The following is a 15,850-nucleotide window of genomic DNA, read 5'->3' as shown; positions in this document are numbered from 1 at the left end:
GCCATTAGCGGACAACTGCCCACGGGTGGCCGTAACACCTCGTCAGATACGGCCCTGGCCCGTGTGTTCCACCACGGTCGCGCCTTCGGCCGGGGAGGTCGCGACCCGAGCCGTACGGCAGGTCCCCGAGGCCAGCAGGGCTTCGGCCACCTCGCCCGCCGCCTCCGGGGACTTGGCGAGGAACGCCGTCGTCGGACCCGAGCCCGAGACCAGGGCGGCCAGCGCGCCCGCCGCCGTGCCCGCCGTCAGGGTGTCCGCCAGGGACGGGCGCAGGGTGAGGGCCGCGGGCTGGAGGTCGTTGGACAGGGTGGCCGCCAGCGCGGTGGCGTCGCCGGTGCGCAGGGCGTCGAGCAGCGCCGGGTCGGCGGCCGGGGGCGGTACGGGGGTACCGGCGGTGAGGCGGTCGAACTCCCGGAAGACCGTCGGGGTGGAGAGCCCGCCGTCCGCGACCGCGAACACCCAGGGGAAGGTGCCGTCGGTGTCGAGGGGCGTGAGCTGTTCGCCCCGCCCGGTGCCCAGCGCCGCGCCGCCGATCAGGCTGAACGGTACGTCGCTGCCCAACTCCGCGCAGATCGCGAGGAGTTCGTCCCGCGAGGAGTGCAGCGACCAGAGCGCGTCGCAGGCCAGCAGGGCGCCCGCGCCGTCCGCGCTGCCGCCCGCCATGCCGCCCGCGACGGGGATGTCCTTGGCGATGTGGATATGGACGTGCGGGTCGATGCCGTGCCGCTCCGCCAGCGCGAGCGCGGCGCGCGCCGCGAGGTTGGTGGCGTCCAGGGGGACCTGGTCGGCGTCCGGGCCCTCACAGGTGATCCGGAGCGTGTCGGCGGGCGTCACCGTGATCTCGTCGTACAGGCCGACGGCGAGGAAGACATTGGCCAGGTCGTGGAAGCCGTCGGGGCGCGCGGCACCCACCGCGAGCTGGACGTTGACCTTGGCCGGGACCCGTACCCGTACGCGCGCCCGCTCCTGACCGCTCACGCGCCCGCACCCTTCGGCTGCGCGGCTTCCGCGATCCGCGCGAACTCCTCCACCGTCAGCGACTCCCCGCGCGCCTGTGGCGACACGCCCGCCGCGACCAGCGCCGCCTCCGCCGCCGGAGCCGAGCCCGCCCAGCCGGCGAGCGCCGCGCGCAGGGTCTTGCGGCGCTGCGCGAAGGCCGCGTCGACGACCGCGAAGACCTCGGTCCTGGTCGCCGTCGTCTTCACCGGTTCCGTCCGGCGTACGAGCGAGACCAGTCCGGAGTCGACGTTGGGCGCGGGCCAGAAGACGGTCCGGCCGATCGCGCCCGCGCGCTTCACGTCCGCGTACCAGTTGGCCTTGACCGACGGCACCCCGTACACCTTGTTGCCCGGCGCCGCGGCCAGCCGGTCGGCGACCTCGGCCTGGACCATGATCAGGGTGCGTTCGATGGTCGGGAAGTGCTCCAGCATGTGCAGCAGTACGGGGACGGCGACGTTGTACGGCAGGTTCGCGACCAGCGCGGTCGGCGCCGGGCCCGGCAGCTCCCGTACCCGCATCGCGTCCGAGTGCACCAGTGCGAACCGGTCGGCGCGCTCCGGCATCCGGGCGGCGATCGTCGCGGGCAGGGCGCCCGCGAGGACGTCGTCGATCTCCACGGCCGTCACCCGGTCCGCCGCCTCCAGCAGGGCCAGGGTCAGCGAGCCGAGCCCGGGGCCGATCTCCACGACCACGTCGTCGGGGCGCACCTCGGCGGTGCGGACGATCCGGCGGACGGTGTTGGCGTCGATGACGAAGTTCTGCCCGCGCTGCTTGGTCGGGCGCACGCCCAGCGCCGCCGCCAGTTCGCGGACGTCGGCGGGCCCCAGCAGCGCGTCGGACGCGGCGGGAGGGGCGGAGGGGGCGTCGGAAGGGACGTCGGCGGGGGCGTCGGAGGCGGCGTCCGGTACGTCGGGCTCAGTGGTGCTCACCCGGTCAGCCTACGGCCGCAGTGCGGCCACGGGCTCGCCCCCCGCTGTACGTAGAGCTTCTTCGCCCGGTACGTCTGCTCGCCGGCCGGGGCGTCCTGGGGCCGTCCGCTGCCGCCGAGGGCCTGCCAGGTCCCGGTGTCGAACTGGTACAGCCCGCCGTAGTTCCCCGACGCGTCGACGGCGTCCGGCCGCCCGCCCGACTCGCAGGCGGCGAGCCCGCTCCAGTTGAGCCCGTCCGCGCCCGCGACGGACGTCGGCAGCACCTTCGTGCCGACCCTGACCCGCTGGGTGACCGGCGCGCGGACCGTCTCGGTGTGGATCCTGCGGGGCTTGTGCCGTACGCCGTTGACGGTGCGCAGGGCGTACGTGACCCGGCGGGCGCCCGCGTGCCCGGCCCGCTCGACCACCTCCGTGCCACGCGGCAGCGCGGGATCGGCGGTACGCACCGTGTCGTACGGGACGGCCTCCTCGCGGGTCTCCTCGCCCGCCGTGACGCGCAGGACCGTGACGACCTGGCCGTCGCGCGGGAAGCTGTCGCCCGGTACGGAGGTGGTGTCCTGGCCGCGCAGGGTGATCCCGGCCTCGGTGAGCGCCTCGGCGACGGTCGCCGCGTTGGTGCGGAGCCGGTGTTCGCGGCCGTCGGCCAGGAAGGTCAGGGCGCGCTCGGTGCGTACGTCCAGCGCCAGGCCGTGGCGGGCGATGGCGGCGGAGCGCGACACGGAGAGGTACGCGCCCTCGGCCCGCACCCCGAGCTGGCGCAGCGCGCCGTCGACGGTGCGCGCCGTGGTCCAGACGCGGCGGCGCTGCCCGTCGAGGGTGAGCAGGACGGGGCGGCCGTAGCGGACGACGACCTCGTCGCCGTGGCCGAGCGGGGCGCCGGGCGCGGGGGCGACGATGTCGTGCGCGCCGACGGCGACGCCCTCGTGGGCGAGGAGTTCCCCGACGTCACCGGCGAAGGTGTGCAGGGTGCGCGGTTCACCGTCGACGCTCAGCCGTACGGCCTTGTCGTGGACGACGAAGGCGGAGGTGCCGCCCGCCAGGAAGGCGACGACGAGGGCCTGCGGGAGCAGCCGGCGCAGGGTCTCGGGGGCCGCGGGGGCGTCGGGGCTCCGGCGTCGGCGCCCGCCGCGTGTCGCACGGTGACTGCCCTGTGCATTGCTCACGACGCTCCACGGGATCCGGTGCGGGATGCCCCCGGACCCTAGCGGAGCTTCGGTCACTCTCCAAAGCGGCTCGGCTACCCAGCGTACCCACTCGCACGGACACGCGATTCAGCGGCGGACCGGCAGCGGCTCAGTAGTGGTGCGGCGACGGCTCAGTAATCGAACGCCCGGGCCGTGTTCCGCGCGATCGCCTCCGCCATCGCGTCCTCGCCGATCCCCCGCACCTCTGCCATGGCCCGCAGGGTGACGGGAATGAGGTAGGGCGCATTCGGCCGCCCGCGAAAGGGGGCCGGGGTGAGAAATGGCGCGTCGGTCTCGACCAGCAGAAGGTCGAGCGGCGCTACGGTGAGCGCGTCACGCAACAATTGAGCGTTTTTGAAGGTGACATTTCCTGCGAAGGACAGGTAATAACCGGCCGCGGCACAAATCCCGGCCATTTCGGCGTCGCCGGAATAACAATGGAAAATGGTGCGCTCCGGAGCGCCCTCCTCCGCGAGGACGCGCAGCACGTCGGCGTGCGCCTCGCGGTCGTGGATCACGAGCGCCTTCCCGTGGCGCTTGGCTATCTCGATGTGGGCGCGGAACGAGCGCTCCTGCGCCGCCCTGCCCTCGGGCTCCGTACGGAAGTGGTCCAGCCCGGTCTCGCCGACGGCCCGCACCTGCTCCAGCGCGGCCAGCGCGTCGATCTCGGTCAGCGCGTCGTCCAGCGCCGCGTCGCCGCCGCCCGCGCGAGCGCCCTGGCGCGACCAGCCGTCGGGGTCGCCGTGCACGATGCGCGGCGCCTCGTTGGGGTGCAGCGCGACCGCCGCGTGGACGGTGTCGTACGCCGCGGCCGTCTCGGCTGCCCAGCGGGACCCCTTGAGGTCGCACCCCACCTGGACCACCGTCGTCACACCGACCGAGGCGGCCTTCTCCAGGGCCTCAGCGACGGTGCCTTCCTGCATGTCCAGGTGGGTGTGCGCGTCCGCGACCGCCACCCGAAGGGGCTCGGGCAGCGGCGGCGGGGCTTGCTTCGAACTCATGGGCGCGATCCTACGGGGGACCGGTCCGCCGGGGTCCGGAAGGATCTCCCGGGGGCCGGTCCCGCGCGCTCACGGGCGGTGGTGGTGCTGGAACGGGTGCAGGAGGTCGGAGAGGTGCCAGTGGTGGTGCCCCTCGCCGGTCTTCCCGGCGGATCCCTCGGATATCTCCCCGCCCCGCGCCTGGGCGGGTATCTCCTCGCCCGGCTGCCCTTCCGTGCCCGCGCCCCCCTCGCCCTCGGCGGTCCTGGCGCCCTTCGCCGTCCTGGCGGCCTTCGTCGCCTTCGCCGTCTTGGCCGTCTTCGCCGGGTGGTGCTGCTCCGTCATCAGCGCCCGGACCGACGAGACCTGTCCGGACCTCATGATGCGTACGACATGGCCGCCGCAGTTCTGACAGGTCGGGCTGGAGAGCGGGGAGGGAACCCGCACCCCCTCCGCCTTGTACACGACGACGTTCTGGCCCGAGCCGTCGACATGATGCTCTATGTCGTACGCCTGCTCCCAGCCGTGTCCACAACGCATGCAACAAAAGGCATATGCCTCGTGAACTACAGCGGTGCCCGTGATCTCACTCATGCCAGCTCCTCTCCACTGCCCCAGTGGACGCCTTCGAAGGCGGGAGCGCATCAGCGCCTGTCGATTATTGGATGGGTCTTGGCCTTCTCATGTCCCAATGACCCGGCACGCGGTCTGCGCTTTACATTTCACGATAGTCCTTTACCTTCCGAGGGGGCCGTGCGCGCCGCGTTTTTTGATGCGACGACAGCATCGAACACCTCCCGCTTGGGCAACCCCGCCTCGACGGCGACGGCGGCGATCGCCTCCTTGCGCCGCTCCCCCGCCTCCTCCCTCACCCGTACCCGCCGCACCAGCTCGACGGGGTCGAGATCGCCGGGCACGGGGTCCGGGGCGCCCGCCACGACGACGGTGATCTCGCCCCGTACGCCCTCGGCCGCCCACGCCGCCAGCTCGCCCAGCGGGCCGCGCTTGATCTCCTCGTACGTCTTGGTCAGCTCGCGGCAGACGGCGGCCCTGCGGTCGGCGCCGAAGACCTCGGCCATCGCGGCGAGCGTGTCGTCCAGCCGGTGCGGGGCCTCGAAGTAGACGAGCGTGCGCCGCTCGCCGGCCGCCTCGCGGAGCTTGCCCAGCCGTTCGCCCGCCTTGCGCGGCAGGAACCCCTCGAAGCAGAAGCGGTCCACGGGCAGCCCGGAGAGCGCCAGCGCGGTCAGCACGGCCGAGGGCCCCGGTACGGCGGTGACGCGGATGCCGTGCTCGACGGCCGCCGCCACCAGCCGGTAGCCGGGGTCGGAGACGGACGGCATGCCCGCGTCCGTGACCAGCAGCACCCGCGCCCCGCCCGTCAGCGCCTCCACCAGTTCGGGCGTCCTGGCGGACTCGTTCCCCTCGAAGTACGACACGACCCGCCCCCGGGTGTGCACCCCGAGCGCCTGGGTGAGCCGGCGCAGCCGCCGGGTGTCCTCGGCGGCGATCACCTCGGCGGTCTCCAGCTCGGCGGCGAGCCGGGGCGGCGCGTCCGCGACATCGCCGATGGGCGTGCCCGCGAGGACCAGCGTTCCGGGGGATGCCGGGGCGGTTTTCGAGCCACCCGCCGAGGGGTGAGTCACGGGGGCTGTCGGGGGCGGTGTTCCAGGCGTTCCAGTCACATCCGCCATCCTCGCAGGACGGGACGCGCGCCTCGCACAGCGGCGTTCCCTACGATGGCGCGGTGACCAGTACTGCGCCAGAAGCCCTCCAGGGGCACGACGCCGACGAGAAGCAGCCCTCATGGCCTCAGCGGCTGCGCCGATTCGGCCATGCCCCGCGGCCGGTGACGGGCCTGCGCGAACGCCTGGTGCCGCCGTACACCCGGCCCTCGGACCGGCTGTGGGCCGTGCTCGGGGTGCCGGCCCCGCTCACCGCGCGGCTGGTCCGCTGGTCTGCGTGGGGCGGCCCGGCCCTCGTGGCGCTGGTCGCGGGTGTGCTGCGGTTCTGGAACCTGGGCAACCCCAAGGCGGTGATATTCGACGAGACGTACTACGCCAAGGACGCCTGGGCCCTGATCAACCAGGGGTACGAGGGGAGCTGGCCCAAGGACGTCGACACGTCGATCCTCAAGGACCCGTCCTCCGTCCCGGTGCCCACCGACCCCGGCTATGTGGTGCATCCGCCGGTCGGCAAGTGGGTCATCGGGCTCGGTGAGCAGATGTTCGGCTTCACCCCGTTCGGCTGGCGCTTCATGGTGGCGGTGCTCGGCACGCTCTCCGTGCTGATGCTCTGCCGGATCGGGCGGCGGCTCTTCCGCTCCACCTTCCTGGGGTGTCTGGCGGGCGCGCTGCTCGCGGTGGACGGCCTGCACTTCGTGATGAGCCGCACCGCCCTGCTCGACCTGGTGCTGATGTTCTTCGTGCTGGCCGCGTTCGGCGCTCTGCTGATCGACCGCGACCGGTCCAGAGCCCGGCTGGCGGCGGCGCTCCCGGTGGACGAGGAGGAGGGCGTCCTGCGCCCGGACGCCTCGGTCGCGGAGGGGCTGCGCCTGGGGTGGCGCCCGTGGCGCATCGCGGCCGGTGTGCTGCTGGGCCTGGCCTTCGCGACGAAGTGGAACGGGCTCTACATCCTGGCCGCCTTCGCGGTGATGGCGGTCCTGTGGGACGTGGGCGCGCGGCGTACGGCGGGGGCGGTACGGCCGTACCTGGCGGTGCTGAAGCGGGACATCGTGCCGGCGTTCTTCTCGACGGTGCCGGTCGCGATCGCCACGTACGTCGCCTCGTGGACCGGCTGGATCGTCACGGACAAGGGCTACTTCCGGGACTGGGCCACGACGGCGGGCAAGGGCGGCAGCTTCACGTGGCTGCCCGACTGGGTGCGCAGCCTGTGGCACTACGAGTACGAGGTGTACCAGTTCCACATCAACCTCACGTCCGGCCACACCTACCAGTCCAATCCGTGGAGCTGGATCGTCCTGGGCCGCCCGGTCTCGTACTTCTACGAGGACCCGGCCGCCGGCCAGGACGGCTGCCCGGCGTCGACCGCCGGGAAGTGCGCCCGCGAGGTGCTGGCGATCGGCACGCCGATGCTGTGGTGGGCGGGCGCGTTCGCGCTGCTCTACGTCCTGTGGCGCTGGTTCTTCCGCCGCGACTGGCGCGCGGGCGCGATCGCCTGCGCGGTGGCGGTGGGCTGGGGCCCCTGGCTCCTCTACCAGGAGCGGACGATCTTCCTCTTCTACGCGGTCGTCTTCGTCCCGTACCTCTGTCTGGCGGTGGCGATGATGATCGGCGCGATCCTCGGGCCGCAGGGCTCGGACGAACGGCGCAGGACGGTCGGCGCGGTCGGCGCGGGGGTGCTGGTCCTGCTGATCGTCTGGAACTTCATCTACTTCTGGCCGCTGTACACGGGCACGGCGATCCCGCTGGACTCGTGGCGCAACCGGATGTGGCTCGACACCTGGGTGTAGGCCGCCCGTTCGGCCCCGTCCGGCGGGGCCGCGGGGACGGATCCGGCGGCCGGGCACCGGTCGCCTCGCCCCGGATCCTGGTGTAAATCTGTCCCTATGGCCCGATTGGCCCGACGTCCAGGCGAGCCCCGGCCCTCAGCCGGTCCCCGGTCCTGGTGGCGGGCCGGGTCCCGGTCGCGCGGCGGACCCCGGTCGCGCGGCGGATCCTGGCTGCGGATCGGGAACAGCAGTGTCGCGGGGCAGGTCTTCCTCTTCCAGGCCGTGATCGTGCTGCTGCTGGTGGCCGCCGCCGCGACCGCCGTCGTCCTCCAGGCCCACCGGGACAGCCAGCGGGAGGCGACGAACCGGTCCCTCGCCGTCGCCGGGGCCTTCGCGAACTCCCCGGGCATCGTGGCCGCGCTGCGCTCCCCCGACCCGACCGCGATCCTCCAGCCGCGCGCGGAGGCCGCGCGCAAGATCTCCGGCGTCGACTTCGTCGTGGTCACGAACCCGCGGGGCATCCGGTACACCCACCCCAACCCTGCCCGTATCGGCCAGCACTTCGTCGGGAACCTCAAGCCCGCGCAGGCCGGTCACCCCTTCACCGCGAGGAACACGGGCACCCTGGGCCCCGCCGTGTACGCGGTGGTGCCGGTCTTCGGCCCCGGCCACAAGATCGTCGGCCTCGTCTCGGCCGGGATCACCATCGCCCGGGTCAGCACCGCCGTGGAGGAGCAGCTTCCGGTGCTCCTCGGCGCGGCGGCCGGCGGCCTCCTGCTGGCCACCGCCGGGACGGCGTTCATGAACCGCCGGCTGCGCCGGCAGACCCACGGTCTCGGCCCGACCGAGATGACCCGGATGTACGAGCACCACGACGCGGTCCTGCACGCGGTACGGGAGGGCGTGCTGATCGTCGGCGGCGACGGCCGGCTGCTGCTCGTCAACGACGAGGCGGCCCTCCTGCTCAGCCTCCCCCCGAACCCGGAGGGCCGGTACGTCTCGGAGCTGGGGCTCGCCCCGGAGACGGCGCGGCTGCTCACCTCCGAGCAGGTCGCCGACGACGAGGTGGTCAACTCCGGGGAGCGGCAGCTCGTCGTCAACCGCCGCCCCACCGACCGGGCCGGCGGGCCGCCCGGCTGGGTGACCACGCTGCGCGACTCCACCGAGCTGCGCGCGCTCTCCGGACGGGCCGAGATGGCCCGCGGCCGGCTCACCCTCCTCTACGAGGCGAGTACGCAGATCGGCACCACCCTGGACGTGACGCGTACGGCCGAGGAGCTGGCCCGGGTGGCCGTCCCCCGCTTCGCGGACTTCGTCACCGTCGACCTCGCCGAACCCGTCCTGCGCGGCGAGGAGCCGGGCCCCGCGACCGCGACCGGTGCGGGGCTGCGCCGGATCGCCGTGCACGGGATCGCGGAGGAGTCGCCGCTCTACCGGGTCGGTGTGGAGTTCAGCCTGATGCCGTCCACCCCGCAGACCGAGAGCCTGGCCGGCGGGGAGCCCGTCCTCACCACCGACCTGCGCTCCTCGGACACCTGGAGGCGGCACGACCACGAGCGCGGCGAACTCCTGATGGCGTACGGGTTCCACTCCTTCATCACCGTTCCGCTGCTGGCCAGGGGCGTGATGCTGGGGATGGTCAACTTCTGGCGCTCGCGGCGCCCCGACGCCTTCGAGCAGGACGACATCTCCCTGGCCGGCGAGCTGGCCGGCCGCGCGGCCGTCTGTATCGACAACGCGCGCCGCTACACGCACGAGCACACCATGGCCGTCGTGCTCCAGCACAGCCTGCTGCCCAACCGGCTCCCGGAGCAGAGCGCCCTCGACCTCGCCTACCGCTATCTGCCGGCCGAGTCGGGCGTGGGCGGCGACTGGTTCGACGTACTGGCCCTGCCGGGCGCGCGGGTGGCGCTGGTGGTGGGCGACGTGGTCGGGCACGGGCTGCACGCCGCCGCCACGATGGGGCGGCTGCGGACGGCCGTCGCCAACTTCTCGGCGCTCGACCTGCCGCCCGAGGAGCTGCTCGGGCACCTGGACGAGCTGGTCAGCCGGATCGACGAGGAGGAGGAGGGCACGGACGCGCCCGGCGAGGACGGCGCGCCGCCCCGGCCCTCCGGGGGCAGGACCGCCGTCACCGGCGCCACCTGCGTGTACGCGGTCTACGACCCGGCCTCCGGGCTCTGCACGGTGGCCCGCGCCGGGCACCCGCCGCCCGCCCTCGTCCACCCGGACGGCACCGCCGAGTTCCTGGACCTGCCGGCCGGGCTGCCGCTCGGGATCGGCGGGCAGCCGTACGAGGCGACCGAGTTCACGCTGGAGGAGGGCAGCCGGCTGGTGCTGTACACGGACGGGCTGGTCGAGGACCGCGGGTGGGACATCGACGTGGGGTTCGCACACCTGCGGACGGCGCTCGCCGGGGCCGCCGGACAGGACCCGGAGGCCACCTGTCAGGCGGTGCTCGACGCGCTGGTCCCCGACCGGCCGAGCGACGACATCGCCGTACTCGTCGCCCGCGCCCGCAGGCTCGACACGGACCGGATCGCCGAGTGGACCGTGCCGCACGACCCGGCGGCGGTGGCCGAGGTACGCGCCGAGGTCAGCCGCCGGCTCACCGACTGGGGCCTGGAGGAGGCGGCGTTCACCACCGAGCTGGTGCTGAGCGAGCTGATCACCAACGCCATCCGGTACGCCTCGGGGCCCATCGGGGTACGGCTGCTGCGCGACCGTACGCTGATCTGCGAGGTCTCCGACACCAGCTCCACCTCCCCGCATCTGCGCGCCGCCGCGGCCACCGACGAGGGCGGGCGGGGGCTGTTCCTGGTCGCCCAGTTCGCCGACCGGTGGGGGACGCGGTACACGGCGCACGGCAAGGTCATCTGGACGGAGACGGCGCTGCCGCGCGGCGGCGGCCCACATCCGTCCTGAGGGGCGTCCGGGCCTCTGTAGCAGTCCGGTAACGCCCGCCTCCCGTGACTCAACCGTCCCGTAGAGTTCCGAGTCGATGACTTCCTTGAACGTGTTCAGATGTTCGAGGGGCTCCTGGGGAGGGGTGACCACCACTCATGCGCAGTGGAGCGAAGACCGCCGTCATAGGCGGAGTTTTTCTCGTGTTCGCCGGTGGAGTGGGCTACGGCGCGTACAACGTCTACAACGGGATGTCCGGCGGGGGCACGGACGCGGAGACGAAGTCCGCGACCAGTGAGGTCAAGACCGGACCGCTGAGCGCCGCCGAGATCGACCAGGCGTCCAAGGACTTCCTGACCAAGTGGGCACAGGGCGGTGACGCGGCGGCCGTCGCGCAGCTCACCAACGACCCGACCGGCGCGACGCCCGTCATCGGCGCGTACCGCACCGAGGCCCATGTCACCGACGCGGTGATCACTCCGGGCCCGGCGGTCGGCGCGAAGGTGCCGTTCACCGTCAAGGCGAAGGTCGAGCTGGACGGCGCGAGCAAGCCGTGGACGTACACCTCGGAACTGACCGTGGTGCGCGGCCTGTCGACGGGCCGGCCGCTGGTCTCCTGGGCGCCGTCCGTGATCCACCCGAAGCTGACGAAGACCACCCGCCTCGAAACGGCGAAGGCGTCCGTACCGCCCATCAAGGCGGTCGACCGCAACGGCGTCGAGCTGACGAAGGAGAAGTACCCGTCGCTCGGGTCCCTCCTCGACCAGCTCCGCGAGCGGTACGGCAAGGAGGCGGGCGGCTCGGCCGGCGTCGAGCTGATGCTGAAGAGCGACGCCGATCCGGACGCCACCACCGGCTCCGGCTCCACCTCTGCCGACGAGTCCCTCCTGACCCTCTCCAAGGGCAAGGAGGGCACGCTGAAGACGACGCTCGACGCGACCGTCCAGGCCGCCGCCGAGACCTCGGTGAAGAAGTACAGCGAGGCGTCGGTCGCGGCCGTCAAGCCGAGCACGGGCGAGATCCTGGCCGTCGCGAACAACCGCAAGGACGGCTTCAACGCGGCGATGCTCGGCAAGCAGGCCCCCGGCTCCACCATGAAGATCGTCACGGCCGCGATGCTGCTGGAGAAGGACCTGATCGGCGCGACCAGGACCGCCGAGTGCCCGAAGAACGCGATCTACATGGGCCGCACCTTCAAGAACCTGGACGACTTCTCCATCGACGGCCGGCCCTTCTCGCAGAGCTTCGCCCGCTCCTGCAACACCGCCTTCATCAAGCTGATCGACGACGTGGGCGACGACGGCGCGCTGCCCAAGGAGGCCGCCGAGGTCTTCGGGATCGGCCTCGACAACTGGAAGACCGGCGTCGCGTCCTTCGACGGCTCCATCCCGTCGTCGTCGGGCGGCGAGGCGGCGGCCCAGTACATCGGGCAGGGCACGGTCCAGATGAACGTCCTCAACATGGCCTCCGTCACGGCCACCGCGAAGAACGGCACGTTCAAGCAGCCGGTCGTCGTCGCCCCCTCACTGGACGACCGGGAGATCGCCACGGCGGCGCGCTCCCTGCCGTCCGGCGTGGCGCAGCAGTTGCGCTCGATGATGCGGCTGACGGCGACGAGCGGTACGGGCGCGACGGCGATGGCCGGGCTCGGCGGCGACAAGGGCGCGAAGACCGGCTCGGCGGAGGTCGACGGCCAGGAAACGTCGAACAGTTGGTTCACGGGCTACCACGACGACATCGCCGCGGCGGCGGTCGTGGAGGCCGGCGGCCACGGCGGCGACGCGGCGGGCCCGGTGGTGGCGGCGGTGCTGGCGGCGGGGTGAAAGCGGCTCGCGCGGCGGGCGGGGCGGGAACGGTGCCCCTATCCCCGACGACAAGGCCGGACGCCGGAGAGTTTGTTCGGGTTGGTGACGGAGAAGACGCCGGCGATCCGGTCTCCCCCGGGAGTGAGGTCAACGATCACGACGGCGAGCGGACTGCCGCCGGAGAAGATGAGCGCACAGGGGTCTTGGGCCACCCGCCGGTAGTGGACGTCCAGCCCCTCCGGGGGCAGCGCTCGGGCGACCGCCATGAATACTGCGGCGACCTGGTCGCGGCCGTGGACGGGACGCAGGCTGACTGCGGGTCCGCTGCCGCCTCCGTCGGTCCAGAGCGTCACATCGGGTGCCAGCACTTCCAGAAGCGCGCGGAGGTCGCCGCCGAGCGCGGCAGCGGCGAACCGCTCGGTGACCTGGGCGTGCAGGGCAGGCTCGGGCTGGTGGCGGGGACGACGCGTGTGGACATGGCGGCGCGCACGGGTGGCGATCTGGCGCACCGCCGCCGGTGAGCGGTCCAGGATGCCCGCGATCTCCGGGTGGGCGAACCCGAACACCTCGTGCAGCACGAATACGGCACGTTCCAGTGGCGACAGGGTCTCCAGCACAACCAGCACGGCCATGGACAGCGCCTCGGCGCGCTCGGCACCGTCCGTGACATCACTTTCGGCCATCACCAGGGGTTCAGGAAGCCAGGAGCCGATGTACGTCTCCCGCCTGCGGCTCATGTCCGCGCGGCGGGCGAGAGCGCGATTCGCCGCGATACGGACGAGATAGGCCCGGGCGTTGTGGACGGGCTCGGCGTCCGGCTTGCGGTGCCGGGCGGACCACGCCAGCCACACCTCCTGGAGCGCGTCCTCCGTCTCGGCGACACTGCCGAGCATGTTGTAGATCACCGAGAACAGCAGCTCGCGATGGCCAAGGAACTGCTCGGTAACGGTGTCGGCCGTCGGGTGCGGTGGTGGGGCGGGTGTCATACGTGCCTCCTCGTCTGCCGGACCGAAGAGAGCCGTCACGCCGCGAGTGTGACACGGACAGACCCGATCGTGAGCCACATCACGATGGTGCCCGCCGAGGTCACAGTGGGCGCCCGACTTCTCTCTGTGGTGATGTCCGGGGAGGAGGGGCCTCCTCCCCTGAGATCACAGGGAGGACTTCGATGCGTACACGGATTCACGGCGCTCGCGTGTTCGATGGCGAGCGCACCATCGCCGCCACGGACGTGATGCTGGAGGACGGTCTCATCGCCGCGGTCGGCGCCGGTGCGATCGGAGCGGCCAACGTTGAGATCGACGGGCGGGGCGCAACGCTGCTGCCGGGGTTCATCGATGCCCACACGCACACGTTCGACGGAAGTCTGGCCGAGGCACTGCGCTACGGGGTGACCACCGAGCTCGACATGTTCTGCCTGCCACGGCCGCTGGCCCGGTACCGGAGGCTCGCCGACCACCACGACGACGTGGCCGACCTGCGCAGCGCCGGCACCGTCGCCACAGCACCCGGCGGGCACCCGACCCAGCTGCTGGCCGCCCTGAGCGGCACCGTCCTCGACCCGAGCGATGTAACGGAGATCGACTTCGTCACCGACCCCGCGCAGGCCCCGGCCTTCGTCCAGGCCCGGCTCGACGAAGGCGCCGACTACCTCAAAATCGTCATTGATGACGGCACGGTGCACGGCGCCGACCTCCCCGCCATGACCCCGGTGGTCGCCGCCGCCGTCACCACGGCGGCGCACGAAGCCGGCCTGCGGGTCATCGCCCACACGATCACCGCCGCCGAGGCGAACATCGCGCTCAACGCCGGTGTGGACGGCCTCGCCCACGTATGGGCCGACCTCGCCCCCCAGGCTCCGGCCTCACGACGGTTGGCCGAGCGGGTCCACGCCCAGGGTGTCTTCGTCGTCACCACGCTCGCGTACTTCGAGGCGATCACTGCCCAACGCCCCGGGACCGCCGGCTGCACACACGCCGGCCACTACGCCAACGCCGTCGGCGCGCTGCGGGCGCTGCACCGGGCGGGCGTCCCTCTCCTCGCCGGGAGCGACGCCACCCCGTTCGTGCCCGCTCACGGCGCCGGCCTCCACCGTGAACTGCAACTGCTCGCCCAGGCCGGCCTCGGCGCCGAGGAGGTACTCGCTTCCGCGACCAGCGTCCCGGCCCTTCACTTCGAGCTCGCCGACCGGGGCCGTATCGTCCCCGGTCTGCGCGCGGACCTGCTGCTGGTCGAGGGAGACCCCACCCGGGACATCTCCGCCCTCGCCTCCCTCACCGCTGTCTGGCGGCGCGGGGTCCGCCAGGCCCGCTGACCACCTCTGGCACAGGGAAAGCCAGGGCTTCAGCCCCGAGTACGCCGCCGACCTCACCCGCCGCTGACCGGCCCGCACCACGAACAGCCTGACGTCCACCCTTCATCGAGAATCCACGAATCCCTGAATTCAGGACATCGAAGTCCTGGCGCGGTTCGGACGCGCCCTCGCCGACCCGATCCGCTGCCGCATCCTGCTCGCGCTCGGCGAGGCCCCGGCCTACCCGGCCGACCTCGCCGACACCCTGAACATCTCGCGCACCCGCCTGTCGAACCACCTGGCCTGCCTGCGCGACTGCGGCCTGGTCATCACCGTCCCCGACGGCCGGCGCACCCGCTACGAACTCGCCGACGACCGCCTGGGCCACGCCCTGGACGACCTGCGCACCGCAGTCGTGGCCGTCGCCGCGGACCGCACCTGTACGGGGACCGACGAGAAGGGCTGCTGCTGAATGACCGCGATATCCCTCGGCCCCAGCCCCACGCGCCGCGACGCGCTCACCCGCCGAATACGGTTCCTGGTCGCGGCGACCATCGCCTACAACGCAATCGAGGCGATCGTCGCGATCACCGCGGGCACGATCGCTTCCTCCACCGCCCTGATCGGCTTCGGCCTGGACTCCGTCATCGAGGTCTCCTCGGCCGCCGCCGTCGCCTGGCAGTTCTCCGCCACCGAACACGCCGCCCGCGAAGCCCGGGAGAAGACCACGCTGCGGATCATCGCAGTGTCCTTCTTCGCGCTCGCGCTGTACGTCACCGTCGACTCCGTACGGGCCCTGACAGGCACCGGCGAAGCCGGGCACTCGATCCCCGGCATCGTCCTGGCCGCGCTGTCGCTGGCCATCATGCCGTTCCTGTCCGCCGCCCAGCGCAAGGCCGGACGGGAACTGGGCTCGGCGTCGGCCGTCGCCGACTCGAAGCAGACCCTGCTGTGCACCTACCTGTCCGCCGTCCTCCTCGTCGGCCTGCTCGCCAACCTCACCCTCGGCTGGTCCTGGGCCGACCCGATCGCCGCCCTCGTCATCGCGGTCATCGCCGCGAAGGAAGGCCGGGACGCCTGGCAGGGCAAGGGCTGCTGCGCCCCCGTCAGCACGCCGGTGACCAGCACGGACACCTGCGGATGCCAGCCCGGATGCGACTGCTGCGACTGACTGTTCACGATCTGACCGGCGCGGCACACGAGGCGCCCGCCGGGCTTGGCCTTCGAGCCGGGTCGAAGGTTTCCGGATGTCTCCCTCACTCCGACCGAGACCATGCCCGACCAGCAGGAATCAAGCGATCACGTTCG

General features: G+C 72.5%; 13 protein-coding genes. 6 read left to right on the top strand and 7 right to left on the bottom strand.

Going from position 1 to position 15,850, the window contains the following annotated elements; translation table 11 throughout:
* Window positions 1-42 precede the first annotated feature (42 nt).
* The 6 genes from ACIBJC_RS14275 to rsmI all read right to left on the bottom strand — a co-directional run bounded on the left by ACIBJC_RS14275 (window position 43) and on the right by rsmI (window position 5,735).
* Window positions 43-978 (bottom strand): 4-(cytidine 5'-diphospho)-2-C-methyl-D-erythritol kinase, encoded by a 936-nt coding sequence (locus ACIBJC_RS14275; RefSeq protein ID WP_399291907.1) that lies wholly within the window; start codon window positions 976-978, stop codon window positions 43-45.
* A complete protein-coding gene (gene rsmA, locus ACIBJC_RS14270; protein ID WP_399292344.1) occupies window positions 975-1,829 on the bottom strand; it encodes a 16S rRNA (adenine(1518)-N(6)/adenine(1519)-N(6))-dimethyltransferase RsmA in 855 nt (284 codons plus the stop codon). Before rsmA ends, ACIBJC_RS14275 begins: the two co-directional genes overlap by 4 nt.
* A 95-nt stretch (window positions 1,830-1,924) precedes the next feature.
* Window positions 1,925-3,118, bottom strand: a complete 1,194-nt coding sequence (locus tag ACIBJC_RS14265; RefSeq protein WP_399292343.1) for a ubiquitin-like domain-containing protein — start codon at window positions 3,116-3,118, stop codon at window positions 1,925-1,927.
* A 125-nt stretch (window positions 3,119-3,243) separates the two neighbouring features.
* Window positions 3,244-4,113: a TatD family hydrolase gene (locus ACIBJC_RS14260; RefSeq protein ID WP_399291905.1), complete on the bottom strand. Its 870-nt coding sequence runs from the start codon at window positions 4,111-4,113 to the stop codon at window positions 3,244-3,246.
* A gap of 69 nt (window positions 4,114-4,182) precedes the next feature.
* Window positions 4,183-4,686 carry a hypothetical protein gene (locus ACIBJC_RS14255; protein WP_399291903.1) on the bottom strand — a complete coding sequence of 168 codons (504 nt, stop codon included), beginning with the start codon at window positions 4,684-4,686 and terminating at the stop codon, window positions 4,183-4,185.
* Between the two features lie 128 nt (window positions 4,687-4,814).
* Window positions 4,815-5,735 (bottom strand): 16S rRNA (cytidine(1402)-2'-O)-methyltransferase, encoded by a 921-nt coding sequence (rsmI, locus tag ACIBJC_RS14250; RefSeq protein ID WP_399291901.1) that lies wholly within the window; start codon window positions 5,733-5,735, stop codon window positions 4,815-4,817.
* Window positions 5,736-5,836: 101 nt separating this feature from the next.
* Here rsmI and ACIBJC_RS14245 point away from each other — a divergent pair, with 101 nt between their 5' ends.
* The 3 genes from ACIBJC_RS14245 (at window position 5,837) to ACIBJC_RS14235 (ending at window position 12,267) form a co-directional block, all read left to right on the top strand.
* The gene (locus tag ACIBJC_RS14245) at window positions 5,837-7,561 is read left to right on the top strand and encodes a dolichyl-phosphate-mannose--protein mannosyltransferase (RefSeq protein ID WP_399291899.1); all 1,725 of its coding nucleotides are present in this window, start codon (window positions 5,837-5,839) and stop codon (window positions 7,559-7,561) included.
* A gap of 96 nt (window positions 7,562-7,657) precedes the next feature.
* Entirely contained in the window at window positions 7,658-10,465 is a 2,808-nt protein-coding gene (locus ACIBJC_RS14240) for a SpoIIE family protein phosphatase (RefSeq protein ID WP_399291897.1), read from the top strand.
* A gap of 137 nt (window positions 10,466-10,602) precedes the next feature.
* Window positions 10,603-12,267 carry a penicillin-binding transpeptidase domain-containing protein gene (locus tag ACIBJC_RS14235; RefSeq protein WP_399291896.1) on the top strand — a complete coding sequence of 555 codons (1,665 nt, stop codon included), beginning with the start codon at window positions 10,603-10,605 and terminating at the stop codon, window positions 12,265-12,267.
* Window positions 12,268-12,305: 38 nt separating this feature from the next.
* On the opposite strand, the gene ACIBJC_RS14230 is transcribed toward ACIBJC_RS14235, so the two are convergent.
* On the bottom strand, window positions 12,306-13,235 hold the full coding sequence (locus tag ACIBJC_RS14230; protein WP_399291894.1) for a sigma-70 family RNA polymerase sigma factor: 930 nt from the start codon (window positions 13,233-13,235) through the stop codon (window positions 12,306-12,308).
* Between the two features lie 182 nt (window positions 13,236-13,417).
* On the opposite strand from ACIBJC_RS14230, the gene ACIBJC_RS14225 reads away from it, so the two are divergent.
* The 3 genes from ACIBJC_RS14225 (at window position 13,418) to ACIBJC_RS14215 (ending at window position 15,713) form a co-directional block, all read left to right on the top strand.
* Window positions 13,418-14,563 (top strand): amidohydrolase family protein, encoded by a 1,146-nt coding sequence (locus ACIBJC_RS14225; protein WP_399291892.1) that lies wholly within the window; start codon window positions 13,418-13,420, stop codon window positions 14,561-14,563.
* Between the two features lie 127 nt (window positions 14,564-14,690).
* On the top strand, window positions 14,691-15,014 hold the full coding sequence (locus ACIBJC_RS14220) for an ArsR/SmtB family transcription factor (RefSeq protein WP_399292341.1): 324 nt from the start codon (window positions 14,691-14,693) through the stop codon (window positions 15,012-15,014).
* Window positions 15,015-15,713, top strand: coding sequence for a cation transporter (locus ACIBJC_RS14215; protein ID WP_399291890.1), 699 nt, complete (start codon window positions 15,015-15,017; stop codon window positions 15,711-15,713).
* Window positions 15,714-15,850: the final 137 nt, after the last annotated feature.

Origin of the sequence: Streptomyces sp. NPDC050509 (genome assembly GCF_044457965.1) — a bacterium.
GTDB lineage: Bacteria > Actinomycetota > Actinomycetes > Streptomycetales > Streptomycetaceae > Streptomyces.
This window is presented reverse-complemented; position numbering and strand designations above follow the sequence as displayed.